Origin of the sequence: Pseudoxanthomonas sp. CCNWLW251 (assembly GCF_037402255.1) — a bacterium.
Classification (GTDB): Bacteria; Pseudomonadota; Gammaproteobacteria; order Xanthomonadales; family Xanthomonadaceae; genus Pseudoxanthomonas_A.
The window spans coordinates 76,730-90,547 of record NZ_JBBEGA010000001.1 but is presented as its reverse complement, the minus strand read 5'-3'; the positions used below and the strand labels follow the sequence as shown (position 1 = coordinate 90,547).

The following is a 13,818-nucleotide window of genomic DNA, read 5'->3' as shown; positions in this document are numbered from 1 at the left end:
GGGCATGCGTGATCAGCGGTCGCGCATCGTCGTCGCATAGGGCGCCAGGTAGCGGCTCAGCCCACCGGCGCGCAGGTGGGAGGCGGCCGCGTTCCAGTCGATCGGCGCGCCGGCCTTCAGCGCGTCCAGCACCGCCACCACCGATAGCTCGACTTCCGGCAACCCGCTCGCACCCGGTGCGTTGCGGCGCTGTTCGATCGCCTCGAACAGCACCGCATTGGCTTCGGCATAGGCCAGCGGCGCGGTGCGACCGTACGCATCGCGCCATGCGGGCGTCTCCAGCACCGCATTGACGTGCGACAGGATCAGCCAGGTCGCGCGGCCGATCAGTTTCAGGTTGCCGGGCTGCACGCTGGTCATGGTATTGCCGACCACGCGGCCACGCTTGGCCATGACGCCGGTGGAATGGGCATTGAGCAGCATCTTCAGCGCGATGGTCTGGTCAAGCTCGAACGCATCGCGCTGCGGCACCGTCACCGCGATCACCGGCACGGGACGGGGCAGGGCGGCGGCATCGCGCACGACCTCGGAGGCCAGCGGACGTGCGGAGACCGACACCAGCACCAGGTCCGCGCCTGCTGAAGAGAAAGCGTGCAGCCACTGCCGGTTCGCCTCGTCATGCGCTTCATCGCCGAGCAGGATCAGCGCGCCGGAATCGCCCGCCTGCGGTCCGCTGCGGTGCATGTTGGCGTCGGAGTACGACAGGTCGTACAACGCCTGCTGTTCGTCGCCCGCGTTGGCCAGCCCGCGCAGCGCGGATTCGCGCAGGTACGGGTCCTGGATGCCGGTTTCGAACGGTGGCAGGTACAGCGCCTTGTCCAGCCCATGGAAGGGACGGTGCAGCAGTGCCTGCCAGGCCTGTTGTGCATTGCCTGCGGGCGTCCATACCTGGATCCACGAACGCCGTTCCGGTGCGTCCACGGGGTCCAGCGGGCCGAGCCGGAAGGTCGGCGCGCGCTCGGTGACATCCACGAACACCGGCATCAACGCGCGCGTGGCCAGATAGGTGGCGCGATGTCCGGCGGCGTAACCGGCGGCTTCGCGGTCCGTCCACGCCGCGAGTTTCGGCGCGGCCGCCGCGACAGTCTGCTGGATGCCGGCGAAGCCGCGCAGGCGATCGGCGATACCCGACTCGCCGAAGCCCAGCGAGGCCAGTTCTTCCGCCGTCAGCACCTCGCTCAACAGCGCGCGCGTCGCATCCTCCAGCACCACGCCCAGCACGTACAGGCTGGTGGTGGTGGCCTGCATGCGGGTGGAGCCGGTGATGGCCTGCGGCCCGGTGGGCAGCGGGATCTTGGTGATCCGCGGATCGTCCAGCACGCGACGGCTGCGCTCGAACGGACGCAGCACGTCGTCGGGATTGTTGTAGACGAACCAGGTACGCCGCGCGTCCACGCCGGCCTGGTCGGCGGCCGCCAGTGCGGTGCCGATCACGGCCGAGGTTTCGCCGCCTTCGGTGACAGCGAAGACCAGGTCATCGCGCTGGATGCCGTTGTCCTGCAACTGCAGGCGGCCGATCTCGGGGATGTCCTCGAAGCCTTCCAGCGAGGCGATCAGTGCACGGTCCCCACCGGTGATCTCGCCACGCACGCGCTCGCCCAGGCCGGGAAAGCGCGCCTCGATCCTGGCCATCGCCGGCGACGCCGCGGCGCGCTGCCAGAACGGGCGCCACAATCCGCTTTCGATCGTTTCAGCCAGTCGTCCAGTCGAGCCGGTGCCATAGAAGTACAGGCGATGCCCGTCGCGCAGCGCGCGGGTGATGTCGTGCGAGGCCGCTTCGAGCGCTGCCCGCCGTGCCGGATCGTCGGCCACGCCCTGCAGGGCCTTCGCGATGTCCTCGTCCACCGCCAGCAGCGCCGCCAGTCCGTCGGTGGTGTCGGCCGCGATGCGCGTGCTCAGGTCGAAGCTGCGCGGATGGCGCTGTTCGGTCAGCAGGCTGTGCAACTGGAACTGCTGCTTGTGCGCCACGAAGTCCTGCGACTGCGCCGAGGGCGTCACGCCCAGGCGGGACGGCGCAGGTTGCGCAGTGGCGGGGGCCAGGACACCGGCCATGGCAAGGAAGGACATGCTTCGCATGATGCATTTCGCCGTACGGGACATCGGATCCCTCATCAGACAACGGAAGACGGTGTCGAGACCGGCGATGTTCCCTCTGCGCGGCGCCCGACGCGGGCTGCTATCGTCATGACAACGATAGCAAACGAGAGCGCCACTATGCCCCGGAACTCGCGACCGATGCATGCCGCGCCGCGCCACCCGCGCCGGCGCATCGCGATGCTGGCGCTCGGCCTGATGCTCACATGCGGCGCGAGCGGGGCATCCGCCGCGACATCGCCGCCGGCTCCCGCAGCCTGCGATTGCGCCACCTCGCCACCGCTGCTGGGCATCGATGTCCTGCTCTCCTCGCGCCTGGACCTGCTGCGCGGCAAGCGCGTGGGTCTGGTGACGAATGCCACCGGCATGGACCATGCGTTGCGCAGCAGTGTGGACCGTTTCGCCGCACGCAGCGACTTCAGGCTCGTGGCGCTGTTCGGGCCGGAGCATGGCGTGCGGGGCGACGTGCAGGCCGGCGACAAGGTCGCCTCATCGCGCGATGCTGTGACCGGGTTGCCGGTGCACAGCCTGTATGGCGAGCACCGCGAACCGACGCCGGAGATGCTGGCCGGCGTCGACGTGCTGGTGTTCGACATCCAGGATGTGGGCACGCGGTTCTACACGTATCCGTACACGCTGGCGGGCGTGATGCGCGCGGCGAAGCGCGCCGGCATTCCGGTGATCGTGGCGGACCGGCCCGATCCGCTCGGTGGGGTGCGGGTCGAGGGCCCGGTGCTGGATCCGGCGCTGGCGTCGTTCGTGGGCATGTTCCCCATTCCGATCCGCCATGGCATGACCATCGGCGAGCTGGCGACGCTGTTCAATACCGGGTTCGGCATCGGCGCCGAGCTGCATGTGGTCGCGATGCAGGGCTGGCAGCGCGGCGATGAACCGCTGCGCGGTGCGTTGCCGTGGGTGCCTCCGTCGCCCAACATGCCCACGCCGGACACCGCGCTGGTGTATCCGGGCATGGGGTTGCTGGAAGGTACCAACGTGTCCGAGGGGCGCGGCACGACGCGGCCATTCGAAACCCTGGGCGCCCCCTGGGTGGATGCGCACGCACTGGCCGAGCGGCTCAACGCACTTGGATTGCCCGGCGTGCGCTTCCGTCCCACCTGGTTCACGCCCACGTTCTCCAAGCATGCCGGCCAGGCCTGTGGCGGCGTACAACTGCACGTGACCGACCGCGCGGCATTCCTTCCCGTGCGTACCGGCATCGCGGTCCTGAAGGCCCTGCACGACCAGCATCCCGGGGAGTTCGCCTTCCTGCCCGGCCAGCCGCCGTTCTTCGACCGGCTGGCCGGCTTGGACGATCTGCGCGCCGCCATCGCGCGCGGCGACACCCTGGACGTTATCGAGGCGCGCTGGCAGCCGGGGCTGGTGGCGTTTGAGGCACTGCGCCGGCAGCATCTGCTGTATCCGATGCCCTGAGCGCGCGGCCGTTTCACCGTGAGCCCCCGCGACGGAGCTCGGAGCGTGAGCGATGGGGCTCCGGGGCCCCAACGTTCGAGCGCCGAGGGCGATCTGTCTCACATTGAGAGCCAGCGATGGGACTCGGAGCGCCGTCGATGACACTCGGAATGCGATGAAGATGGCACTGCGATCGCGATCCGCGAAGCTCCGAGCCTTGCGGATGGGGCTCGGAATGCGATCTGTCTCGCATTGAAAGCCATCGATGGCTTTCCGAGATCGATGGGATGGCATTCCGAAAGCGATCCTCGGAGCTCGCAGCCTCGCGGAGGAGGCCCGGAGCCCGATCTTTCTCACAGCCAGCCCGAACGATCGCGCTCGCAGTGGCATCCTTCTCACATTGAGGGCCACCCAAAGGGCTCGGAATGACGAAGACGGCTGCGACCGGCAAAGGCGTGGGAGCGACGTCAGTCGCGAGGGGCGATCGGTCACGCTTCATCGCGACTGACGTCGCTCCCACACCCACATGCCAGACGACGCCCACGCGTGCTGCAGCCGCTACGTCGCCACTGCTTTCCGCCTGCGCGGGGTGCGTCGGGTCGTGCGCGGGGCTTCGGGTGCCGCGGTCAGCGGGGCGACCGCCTGCTGGAGCTGTTCCAGCGACGACAGGGTGTCTGCGTAGGCGATGAAGTGCTGCAGATAGCCCGGCGACACCGCACGCATCAGGTGCAGGGCGCGATGCACCAGCATGCCGGAGTTCAACGGGCCGGCGTCTTCGGGCACGTTGTGCAAGGACGCGCGCAGCTGGCTGTCGATGCGGATCCGGGCCCAGGTATCGCGCGCTTCGGTCAGTTGCACGGGCGCGGCGGGGGATGCGTCAGCGGTTGGAACGTGATCCGCGCGCGCCTGCAGCGCGGCGACCAGCTCGCGCAGTCCGGAAGTCGGCACGGCCGCGCGCTCCGCTGCGGGTGCGGCGGACGGTCGTTGCGCCAGGGTCTTTTCGTACGCCCGGATCAACCCGGACAGTCGCGCTTCCAGCAGGCGACGGGCTTCTCCCTCTTGCGTGCTGATCCGTGCGGCGAGCGCCTGCAGGATGTCGAAGCGTGCCGGGTCCGCGTGGTCCGCGCCCTGGGCACGCCACGCCTGCAGCTGCGCCGTCAGCGGCAACGCGTCACCGTCCATCGTCACCGCTGCGTTTGGCGGGGCGGGGGATGGGGGCGATCTCGACACGGCGGTTGCGTGCGCGGCCTTCTTCGTCGGTGTTCGCGCTGACCGGTTGCTCCGCGCCGAACGCGGCAGCGAACACCGACGACGACGGCACGCCCTCGGCGATCAGCGTGCGCGTGACCGTGAGCGAGCGCTGTGCCGAGAGTTCCCAGTTGTCGGCGAACTGGCGATTGCTGTTGCGCACCTGGCGATCGTCGGTGAAGCCACTCACCATCAGGATCTCGTCGCGCGTGCGCAGGTAGCCCGCGAGCGGAGTGGCGAGACCCTTGAGCAGGTCACGGCCCTCGGGCTGCAACTGGTCGGAGTTCAGCGCGAACAGCACGCTGCCGCGGATGCCGATGCGGCCATCCACCAGCGTCACCCGCCCTTCGGCCAGCGGCACCGCGAGGGCCTTCTCGAGCGCATCGCGCTGCTGTGTTTCCCGCTCGCGCCTGCGGACTTCTTCGTCCAGTCGCTGCGACAGTTGCGCCTGTACCGCGATCACGCCGACCAGCACCAGCACGAAGGCCCCCAGCAGCACCGACATCAGATCGCCGAAGCTGGCCCAGACGGGCGCGCCGAGGTCGGCGTCGTCTCCGGTCTCCACGCTCATGCGGCTTCGGCCCCGGACAGGCGTTGCAGGTCGACGGTGATCTGGCGCTGCGCGGACAGGCTCAGGTCGACCACTTCACGTGCCTGTGCCACGTAGTAGGCCAACTGCTCGTCACTGCGCACGAGCGAGCGCTCCAGCGCGCCTTCGAGGCTTTCCAGGCGCGCAAGCAGGGCGTCGTTGGACTGGCCGAAGCGGGCGACCACGCTGCCCAGCGCATCGCCCAGGCCGGCGACCTCGGTGGCACCGGCAGCGACCTGCGCGGCGACGTGTTCGAGCTTGCCGGTCTCGGCCTGCACATGGTCGGTGAAGCGGGTGCCAACGCGGTCCAGCAGGTCGGCTGACGTGGCGACCAGCGCATCGATGGCATCCCGCTGTTCGGTGGAGGCGTGGTTCACCGCGTCGAGCAGGGTCTGCAGTGTCTCCATCAGCTGGTTGCGCTCTTCCAGCATGGCGGTATCGCGGACCATGCTGTCGGACAGCTTCTGACGGAGTTCCGCGATCACCTCGGCGGCGGCGCGCGGCGCTTCGGACGCCACCTGCACCAGGTGCGAAATCTCGGTGATGGTCTGCGCGGCGTGCGCCTGCGCCTGGGTGGTGATGTCCTGGGCACTGCGCGCGAGCGCGTCGCAGATCTCCTGTTGCAGGCGGGCGGACTGCGCGCCTGCACGTTCCCATTCCTCGCGCAGGGTGGCGCTCATCGCGGCCAAGCGCTCGGCCCACGCCGACAGCCGCTGTTCGTCCTGTGCCGCCAGCGTCTGCTGCAGACCGGCATGCGAGTGCTCCATCGCCTGCAGCAACGCGGTGGCCTGGCGTTCGATGCCGCCTGCAGCCACCGCCAGCGCCTGTTCGTTGCGCGCGGCGATCGCGGCGTTGGTTGCGTCCTGTCGCGCAAGCGCCTGGTTCCAGCTGTCCGAGAGTTCGGTGGCGTTGTGCTCCAGCCGCGTGGACACGCCATCGACAAGGGCCGCGCTCTGTTGCTCGAAGCGGCTGGCCAGCTGTTCGGAGAAGGCGTGCATCTGGCCGGTGAGGCTGTCATTGGTCTGGCGCTGCTGCTCGATCGCCGTAGCCCAGCTGGCGGCCGCGGCAGTCGAGGCGGCGCCGAAACCGGCGGTCAGGCCGTCGAGCTGGCGCTGCACCGCTTGCGTGACGGCGTCCTGCATCGCCGCGCTCTCGCGTGCAAGCCCTGAAAGCGTCGCTTCGGTCGCCGGCTGCAACGCGGCGACGACGGCACGGGCGCTGGCGTCGACACCCGACTTCAAGGCTTGCTCGAGCGAAGCGGCGAGCTGTACCTGCGCCGCCTCGGTGCGTTCGTGGAATGCCTGCTGGTTGACGACGAGGCGTTCGCCTGCGGCGTTGTTCTGGTGTTCGATCGACGCGACCATCGCCTGCAACCGGTCCACGAGGTCGGGCATCAGCGCGGCCTGCTGCTGCAGCAGGCGGAAGGATTCCTCGCGCTGGAACGATTGGGAGTGCACGCGCAGCGAGGTCGCGATTTCTCCATCGAGCTGTTGCACGGCCTGCAGCCGTTCACGACGGCAGAGCGCCGCCAGCAGGCCGAGCACCGCCGAGGTGGCCACGCCCGCGATCGAGGTGCCGAAGGCGAAGGCGAGCCCCTTGACCGGCGCGGCCAGCGAACCGCGGATGGCGTCGAGATCCGTGGCGCTTTCCAGCGCCAGGCCGGTGCCGCGCAGCGTGGCCATCATGCCGAGGAGGGTGCCCAGCATGCCCAGCAGCACCAGCAGGCCGACCAGGTAAGGCGTCAGCGCCGGCGCGGGCAGGGCGACGCGCTCGCCTTCGATGCGTTGCCGCACCGACGGCCGCAGGCCCGGAGGCAGCAGCGCCAGCCATGCGTGCAGGCCACTGCCGGCGGCGGAGGTATCCGCGACGGCCTGCACCAGCATGGCGGTGGACTGACGGTAGCGGTGCAGTTCGATCGCGCCGGCCACGTAGCAGCCGCCGATGACCAGCGTGACCACGACGCCCAGCGCATGCGTGCCGACATAACCGACCCCGATCCAGGTGACGATGGCGAGGCCCAGCAGGAACAGGGCAGCGAGGAGAGGGGTTCTGATCATGGTGTTCCGGAGGCGTGCGAAGTGCGAAGGGCGGCGAGCAGCGCTTCGATGGGGTGGAAGCGGACATCCAGCTCGGCGAGCAGGACGTCCTGCAGGTCGCGGCGGAAAGAAGGGAGCCAAGCGTCGTCGGGCGCCTCGGCGTTGGCCCGCTTCAGCCGTTCGAAGTGCTGGCCGAGCAGGGTAGGGGTCGTGGCCAGCAGGGCGTGTTCGCGCGGGCTCAGCGTCATTTCCATGACGGCATCGACTTCGGCCAGCCTCGCCTGGTCGGATGAGCCCGTGGCCAGTGCATCGCGCAACCGCCCGCGCAACTGGCCGGTCGACGCCAGCATGGATCGCTGGAGGTCCACGCAGTGGCGACGGAACGGCGCGAAATCCTCGCCGGTGGGGTGTGCGGGCTTGTCGGTGCGCGTGATGGCGGTCTGCAAGGTGGTGCGTACGCGGGCGCAGGCGGCGGCTTCGCCCTCGGCCTGGATCGGGAAGGAGCCGGGCGGTGGCGCCGCGTCGAGTGCGCGCGACAGCGCGATGGCGCGGTTCCAGTCGATCCACTGGCCCAGCTGCTCGGAAAGGGCGGGACCCGCGGAAGGCGCGCCGATATCGCCCAATCGGGCCAGGAGTCGGACGAAGGCCGGGGCCGACACCGGCGCCCGTTGTTGTACTGCTGCCACGCTGACGCTCAAAAAAGACGGCGATTTTACAGGAAGCCCCAAGTCGACTGACCGGCAAATGGTCCGTTCATCGGTAATCTGAGCTGACGGATGCGGGCAGGCAAAGAAAAAGCCGGAACCTCGCGGTTCCGGCTTTTCTTCAAATGGTGGAGGTGGGCGGAATTGAACCGCCGTCCGAAGGCACTCCATCCCCGGTACTACATGCTTATCCCGCCGTTGAGTCTCGTCCTGCAGCAGCACGGTGGGCAAAGCGCACCGCAGAACCAGCCTGTTTTAGGTTGACCGGGTGCTGACAGGCAGCCACTCCCGGCGATTCCGTGATGATGACCTTACGCTGCGAGCACGGACACAAGCAGTTTCAGGGCTTACGCCTTAAGCGGCGAGAGCGTAGTTGTCGTCGTTGGCAACTAGAGTTTTGCCGCTGGATTTACGAGGAAAGCTGCCCCCTCGGCATGCACCAGGCAACTTCGCAACCCCCGTCGAAGCCAGTGCACCCCCGGGAGTCAGAAACGTCCTGACGAATACCAGTGTAGGGCTGGCTACCTCGCTTCACAAGGCGCAGCGACGGCGATGTTCAGCCTCGTGAGGCCAGGCCCCCTTTGCAAGGGGGGCAATCCGCGCGTCAGCGCGAACGGGGGATAGGTGGCGTGCGTCGGGGCCCGAGATTCGCATAGCGAATCTTGGGGATTCCATCGCGTTGCGCGATGCAATCACGCGTCCTTGTTGTGCCGGCGCATGACGCGCGACTTCTCGCGCGCCCAGTCGCGGTCCTTCTCGGTGGCGCGCTTGTCGTGAGTCTGCTTGCCCTTGGCCAGCGCCAGTTCGGCCTTTACCTTGTTGCCTTTCCAGTACAGCGAGGTGGGCACCAGCGTGTAGCCATCGCGCTCGACCTTGCCGATCAGGCTGTCGATCTCGTTCCGGTGCAGCAGCAGCTTGCGCGTACGGCGGTCATCGGCGACGACATGGCTCGAGGCCTGGATCAACGGGGTGATCTGCGCGCCGAACAGGAAGATCTCGCCATTGCGGATGGTGGCGTAGGCCTCGGTAATGTTGGCGCGGCCGGCGCGGATGGCCTTCAGCTCCCACCCCTGCAGGGCGAGGCCCGCCTCGTGGCGCTGCTCAAGGTGGTATTCGTGGCGCGCGCGCTTATTCAGCGCGATCGTGCCCGTTGCTTTATTCTTGTCCGGTTTCTTTGCCATCCGTCCTATTGTCGCCGAAGGCGGAACCCTACGCGAGCCACATGCACACGATTCGCCGCAGCGCCCTGGTCGAACACTCGGCCACCCGGATGTTCGACCTGGTCAATGACGTGGCGGCCTATCCCCGCCGGTTCGACTGGTGCAGCGCCGCCCGGATCATCGAGCAGGACGAAAGCCGCCTGGTGGCCCGACTGGACCTGGGGCTGGGCTCACTGAGCACATGGTTCACCACCGAGAACACGCTGGACCGTCCGCACCGCATCGACATGAACCTGGTCGATGGGCCATTCCGCAAGCTGCATGGGCGCTGGGATTTCCATGCGCTGGATGAGTCGGCCTGCAAAGTCACGCTGACGCTGGAATTCGAGCCTTCCAGCCGCCTGCTGGCACCGGCGATGGCGATCGGCTTCCAGACGCTGGCGGACCGCATGGTGGACGACTTCGTGCGCGCCGCCGACCGCGGGGAATGAGATGCGCGTGGAGGTGATCCGCGCCTGGCCGCACCGGTTCGAGGCGGTGCAACTGGATTTGCCGCCCGGCGCTACGGTGGCCGATGCGCTGGTTGCGAGCGGTTTCGACGACGTGCAATCGGCGGCGATCGCGATTCATGGCGTGAACGCGACGGCAGCGACGGTGTTGAACGAGGACGACCGCGTGGAAGTGCTGCGGCCGCTGTTGATCGATCCGAAGGACGCGCGCCGTCGACGGGCGCGCAGATAGCAGGTCAGCCCCGCCTCAGCGGCGGCCGCCCTTCTTCTTTTCCTTGGCCAGGTTGGGGCCGAACTTGCGCACGTCGCGCGACAGCTGGAGGTCGGCTTCGGGGAAGTATTCGCCTTCCCAACTGGCCAGCACATCGCCGTTGAACACGAGGGTGAGATTCTTGATCTCGGTCGTGCCACGGCGATTGGTGCGGTTGCTGGCGGTGTAGTCCCAGCGGTTGGCATGGAACGGATCGGCGATCGACGGGCTGCCGAGCAGCGACTGCACCTGCTGCTTACTCTGGCCCACCTGCAACTGGTCAACGGCCGTCTTCTCGAGCAGGTTGCCCTGGTAGATCGGCTGCTTGTAGAGAATGCCGCAGCCGGCAGTGGCGGAAGCGAGGACGGCGACCAGCAGGAATTTGCGCATGGGGCAGGTACGGTAGGAAACCGGGCCGATGATACACTCCCGCGCACCGCCGCAACCGAGCTTCAGGCAGCTGGCGCTAAACCGAGAGTGAACGGAGACGCCATGGAATCGCAGGACCTTCGCAAAGTCGGCCTCAAGGTCACCCACCCGCGCATGCGCATCCTGGAGTTGCTGGAGCAGAAGAACTCCCAGCACCACCTGAGCGCGGAAGACATCTACCGTCAGCTGCTGGACCACGGCGACGAGATCGGCTTGGCCACGGTGTACCGCGTGCTGACCCAGTTCGAGGCGGCAGGCCTGGTGCTGAAGCACAACTTCGAGGGCGGCCAGGCCGTCTACGAACTCGATCGCGGCGGCCACCACGACCATATGGTGGACGTGGACACCGGCAAGATCATCGAGTTCGAAAGCACCGAGATCGAAAAACTGCAGCGCGAGATCGCCGCCAAGCATGGCTACGAGCTGGAAGAGCACTCGCTGGTGCTGTACGTGCGCAAGAAGCGCTGATAGCCCGGAAATCCCGGGCTGTGGGAGCGACGCAAGTCGCGAAGTGGGGTCGATGAAGCCTCGTCGCGACTTGCGTCGCTCCCACAAGTAAACAATAAGGGTGGATCAGACCGCGTTGGCGAGCAGCCGCTTGGCCGCGGCATGGGCTTCCTTGCTGACCTCCACGCCGCCCAGCATGCGGGCGAGTTCTTCCTCGCGCTGCTTCGCGCCCAGCTTCTCGACCGCGCTCTGGGTCATGCCCTCCACCGGCGCTTTGCTGACGCGGTAGTGCGCGTGGCCTTGCGCGGCCACCTGGGGCAGATGGGTGACGCACAGCACCTGTCGCTGGGCACCGAGTGCGCGCAGTTTCTGGCCGACGATCTCGGCGACCGCGCCGCCGATGCCGGTATCCACTTCGTCGAAGATCATGGTGGGAACCGCATCCAGGCCAAGCGCGGCTACTTCGATCGCCAGCGAAATGCGCGCGAGTTCGCCGCCGGAGGCGACCTTGCGCAGCGGGCGGGGCGGCTGGCCGGCGTTGGCGGAGACCAGGAATTCGATGCGTTCGGCGCCAGTCGGATCCGGGCGTTCGCCGTCCTGAGGCTCCAGTTCGATCCCGAAGCGGCCACCGCCCATGCCCAGCTCGGCGATGAGTGCGGTGGTGGTGTCGCCCAGTGCTTTGGCGGCGCGCTGGCGCGTGCGGGTCAGTGCGGCGGCGGCATCGCGCCAGTGTCCCTTGGCCGCGTCGATCTCGCTGTTGAGCTGGAGCAGGCGCTCGCCCGCACCACGCAGTGATTCCAGCTCGGCCGCCAGCCGGTCGTGCTGCTCCTGCAGGCCTTCCAGCGGCACCCGGTGCTTGCGCGCGAGGTCGTGCACGCGGGCGAGCTTGCGCTCCAGCGCATCGAACTGCAGGGGTTCGCCGTCCAGGTCGTCCCGGACCTGGCCGAGCAGCGACAGGGCTTCCTCGACCTGGATCGCCGCGCCGTCCAGCAGCGCATCCACGTCGCGCAGGCGCGGCTCGTGTTCGGCCTGGCGGGCGAGGTCGGCGCGCACCTGCTGCAGATGGCGTGTCAACGAGGGGGCGTCGTCACCGGCCAGTTGACCCAGCGCCGCGTCACAGGCCTGGATCAGGCCGGTGGCGTGGGCCTGGCGGCGATGGCTGGCCACCAGGGCCTCCAGCGCGGTCGGCGACAGGTCTTCGCGCTGCAACTCGGCCAACTGGTGCTCCAGGTAATTGATCCTGTCCGAGACATCGCCCTGGCCGGACAATTGTTCGCGTTCGCGCAGGAGGGTGCTCCAGCGCAGCGCCGCGTCGCGCACGGCGCTGCGCTCGTCGCCGTTGCGGGCGAAGGCATCCAGCAGCGCCAACTGGCTCTGGCGGGCGAGCAGGGCCTGGTGTTCATGCTGGCCATGGATTTCCACCAGGCGGGCCGCGAGGTCGGAAAGCTGCGACAGCGTCACGCTGCGGCCATTGATCCAGGCGCGCGAGCCGCCGTCGGCACGGATCACCCGGCGCAACTGGCATTGTCCATCGTCGTCGAGCTCGTTGTCCGCGAGCCAGGTGTGCGCCGGAGAGCCCGCCGAAGCCAGGAACTCGGCGGAGAGCTCGGCGCGCTCCGCGCCATGCCGGACCACCCCGCTGTCGGCCCGCAGGCCCGACAGGAAGCCCAGCGCGTCCACCAGCAGCGATTTGCCGGCGCCGGTTTCTCCTGAAATGACGGTCATGCCATCGCCGAACTCCAGCTCGGCGGCGCGGACGACGGCGAAATCCTTGATGGCGAGGTGTCTGAGCATGCGGCGGATTGTAAGCGGTGCCGGCTCAGGTTCTGAGACGCGGGGAGCGCCCGGCTTGCAAAGCCGCAGGCGCGACGTTATCTAACGGGCATGAACTCACCGTCGCTCCCGCTGGATCCGCGCGCCCGCCAACTGCTGCGCACGCTGATCTCGCGCTATATCCGCGACGGCGAGCCGGTGGGGTCGCAGACGCTGGCCCGGCACGCCGGGCTGGAAGTCAGTTCGGCGACGATCCGCAACATCCTCTCTGAACTCGAGGAGGTCGGGCTGCTCAGTTCGCCGCACACCTCCGCCGGGCGCATCCCCACGGCACAGGGCTACCGGGTGTTCGTGGACAGCCTGGTGCAGGTGAAATCGCTCGGAGAGGGCGAAGTGGCCCGGCTGCGTTCGGAGCTGCCGGCCGGCGCCGGGACCCAGGCGCTGCTCGGCAACGCCTCCGAGCTGCTGTCGGCGATGACCCACTTCGTCGGCGTGGTCAGCGTGCCGCGGCGCGAGCAGTTCGCGTTCCGCTACATCGACTTCGTGCCGCTGGATGGCCAGCGGGTGATGGCCATCCTGGTATTCGCCGACAACGACGTGCAGAACCGCGTCATCGAAACGCGCCGGGCCTACGACCGGTCCGAACTCGAGCGCATCGCCAACTACCTGAACACCCAGTTCGCCGGCCGGCCCCTGTCCGAGATCCGCGCAAACCTGCTGCACGACCTGCGCAGGGCGCAGACCGAGATGGAGGGGTTGCTGGCCGAATCCATCGAACTGGCGGAGCAGGCCCTCACGCCGCCCAACGACGACGTGGTGCTGGCAGGACAGACCCGCCTGATGGGCGTGCAGGAACTGTCCGATCTGGAACGGCTGCGCGACCTGTTCGAGGCATTCGCCCGCAAGCGCGAGATCCTGCAGTTGCTGGAGCGCACGATCCGAGCGCCGGGCGTACGCATCTTCATCGGCGAGGACACCGGCCTGGCGCCGCACGACGGCGTCTCGGTGGTGACCGCCCCCTACATGGCGGGCGGGCAGGTGCTGGGCGTGCTGGGCGTCATCGGGCCTACCCGGATGGCGTATGACCGGGTCATTCCGGTGGTGCAGGCGGCGGCGGATGTACTCGGTGCGGCCTTGAATCCGGAAACGCCGGCCCCATAGGTTGGTGC

General features: G+C 68.2%; 13 protein-coding genes and 1 other RNA gene. 5 read left to right on the top strand and 9 right to left on the bottom strand.

Going from position 1 to position 13,818, the window contains the following annotated elements; all coding sequences use genetic code 11:
• Positions 1-12 precede the first annotated feature (12 nt).
• Positions 13-2,067 carry a hypothetical protein gene (locus WBN46_RS00380; RefSeq protein ID WP_337729836.1) on the bottom strand — a complete coding sequence of 685 codons (2,055 nt, stop codon included), beginning with the start codon at positions 2,065-2,067 and terminating at the stop codon, positions 13-15.
• 168 nt (positions 2,068-2,235) lie between these two features.
• On the opposite strand from WBN46_RS00380, the gene WBN46_RS00375 reads away from it, so the two are divergent.
• Entirely contained in the window at positions 2,236-3,525 is a 1,290-nt protein-coding gene (locus WBN46_RS00375; protein ID WP_337729835.1) for a DUF1343 domain-containing protein, read from the top strand.
• 537 nt (positions 3,526-4,062) lie between these two features.
• On the opposite strand, the gene WBN46_RS00370 is transcribed toward WBN46_RS00375, so the two are convergent.
• The 6 genes from WBN46_RS00370 to smpB form a co-directional block, all read right to left on the bottom strand.
• Positions 4,063-4,686 carry a DUF2894 domain-containing protein gene (locus WBN46_RS00370; protein ID WP_337730846.1) on the bottom strand — a complete coding sequence of 208 codons (624 nt, stop codon included), beginning with the start codon at positions 4,684-4,686 and terminating at the stop codon, positions 4,063-4,065.
• Positions 4,676-5,323: an OmpA family protein gene (locus WBN46_RS00365; RefSeq protein WP_337729834.1), complete on the bottom strand. Its 648-nt coding sequence runs from the start codon at positions 5,321-5,323 to the stop codon at positions 4,676-4,678. Before WBN46_RS00365 ends, WBN46_RS00370 begins: the two co-directional genes overlap by 11 nt.
• Positions 5,320-7,398 (bottom strand): DUF802 domain-containing protein, encoded by a 2,079-nt coding sequence (locus WBN46_RS00360; protein WP_337729833.1) that lies wholly within the window; start codon positions 7,396-7,398, stop codon positions 5,320-5,322. The genes WBN46_RS00365 and WBN46_RS00360 overlap by 4 nt, the downstream gene beginning before the upstream one ends.
• Positions 7,395-8,075 carry a DUF3348 domain-containing protein gene (locus tag WBN46_RS00355; RefSeq protein ID WP_337729832.1) on the bottom strand — a complete coding sequence of 227 codons (681 nt, stop codon included), beginning with the start codon at positions 8,073-8,075 and terminating at the stop codon, positions 7,395-7,397. Before WBN46_RS00355 ends, WBN46_RS00360 begins: the two co-directional genes overlap by 4 nt.
• 132 nt (positions 8,076-8,207) lie before the next feature.
• Positions 8,208-8,561: a transfer-messenger RNA gene (ssrA, locus tag WBN46_RS00350) on the bottom strand.
• A 212-nt stretch (positions 8,562-8,773) separates the two neighbouring features.
• Positions 8,774-9,262 carry an SsrA-binding protein SmpB gene (gene smpB, locus WBN46_RS00345; protein ID WP_142125393.1) on the bottom strand — a complete coding sequence of 163 codons (489 nt, stop codon included), beginning with the start codon at positions 9,260-9,262 and terminating at the stop codon, positions 8,774-8,776.
• A 41-nt stretch (positions 9,263-9,303) separates the two neighbouring features.
• On the opposite strand from smpB, the gene WBN46_RS00340 reads away from it, so the two are divergent.
• Entirely contained in the window at positions 9,304-9,732 is a 429-nt protein-coding gene (locus WBN46_RS00340; RefSeq protein ID WP_337729831.1) for a type II toxin-antitoxin system RatA family toxin, read from the top strand.
• A gap of 1 nt (position 9,733) precedes the next feature.
• Positions 9,734-9,982, top strand: coding sequence for an RnfH family protein (locus tag WBN46_RS00335; protein ID WP_337729830.1), 249 nt, complete (start codon positions 9,734-9,736; stop codon positions 9,980-9,982).
• Between the two features lie 15 nt (positions 9,983-9,997).
• Here WBN46_RS00335 and bamE read toward each other — a convergent pair whose 3' ends face one another.
• On the bottom strand, positions 9,998-10,390 hold the full coding sequence (gene bamE, locus WBN46_RS00330) for an outer membrane protein assembly factor BamE (RefSeq protein WP_192201119.1): 393 nt from the start codon (positions 10,388-10,390) through the stop codon (positions 9,998-10,000).
• 102 nt (positions 10,391-10,492) lie between these two features.
• Here bamE and fur point away from each other — a divergent pair, with 102 nt between their 5' ends.
• A complete protein-coding gene (gene fur / locus WBN46_RS00325) occupies positions 10,493-10,897 on the top strand; it encodes a ferric iron uptake transcriptional regulator (protein WP_142125397.1) in 405 nt (134 codons plus the stop codon).
• Positions 10,898-11,002: 105 nt separating this feature from the next.
• On the opposite strand, the gene recN is transcribed toward fur, so the two are convergent.
• Entirely contained in the window at positions 11,003-12,670 is a 1,668-nt protein-coding gene (recN, locus tag WBN46_RS00320) for a DNA repair protein RecN (protein ID WP_337729829.1), read from the bottom strand.
• A gap of 90 nt (positions 12,671-12,760) precedes the next feature.
• Between recN and hrcA the strand changes: the two genes are divergently transcribed.
• On the top strand, positions 12,761-13,810 hold the full coding sequence (hrcA, locus tag WBN46_RS00315) for a heat-inducible transcriptional repressor HrcA (protein ID WP_337729828.1): 1,050 nt from the start codon (positions 12,761-12,763) through the stop codon (positions 13,808-13,810).
• The last annotated feature ends 8 nt before the right edge of the window (positions 13,811-13,818 follow it).

Excerpts from the sequence above, each read along its gene's own strand:
- WBN46_RS00380 (WP_337729836.1), bottom strand. The coding sequence starts at position 2,067 with ATGTCCTTCCTTGCCATGGCCGGTGTCCTGGCCCCCGCCACTGCGCAA.
- WBN46_RS00375 (WP_337729835.1), top strand. The coding sequence starts at position 2,236 with ATGCATGCCGCGCCGCGCCACCCGCGCCGGCGCATCGCGATGCTGGCG.
- WBN46_RS00370 (WP_337730846.1), bottom strand. The coding sequence starts at position 4,686 with ATGGACGGTGACGCGTTGCCGCTGACGGCGCAGCTGCAGGCGTGGCGT.
- WBN46_RS00365 (WP_337729834.1), bottom strand. The coding sequence starts at position 5,323 with ATGAGCGTGGAGACCGGAGACGACGCCGACCTCGGCGCGCCCGTCTGG.
- WBN46_RS00360 (WP_337729833.1), bottom strand. The coding sequence starts at position 7,398 with ATGATCAGAACCCCTCTCCTCGCTGCCCTGTTCCTGCTGGGCCTCGCC.
- smpB (WP_142125393.1), bottom strand. The coding sequence starts at position 9,262 with ATGGCAAAGAAACCGGACAAGAATAAAGCAACGGGCACGATCGCGCTG.
- WBN46_RS00340 (WP_337729831.1), top strand. The coding sequence starts at position 9,304 with ATGCACACGATTCGCCGCAGCGCCCTGGTCGAACACTCGGCCACCCGG.
- WBN46_RS00335 (WP_337729830.1), top strand. The coding sequence starts at position 9,734 with ATGCGCGTGGAGGTGATCCGCGCCTGGCCGCACCGGTTCGAGGCGGTG.
- bamE (WP_192201119.1), bottom strand. The coding sequence starts at position 10,390 with ATGCGCAAATTCCTGCTGGTCGCCGTCCTCGCTTCCGCCACTGCCGGC.
- fur (WP_142125397.1), top strand. The coding sequence starts at position 10,493 with ATGGAATCGCAGGACCTTCGCAAAGTCGGCCTCAAGGTCACCCACCCG.
- recN (WP_337729829.1), bottom strand. The coding sequence starts at position 12,670 with ATGCTCAGACACCTCGCCATCAAGGATTTCGCCGTCGTCCGCGCCGCC.
- hrcA (WP_337729828.1), top strand. The coding sequence starts at position 12,761 with ATGAACTCACCGTCGCTCCCGCTGGATCCGCGCGCCCGCCAACTGCTG.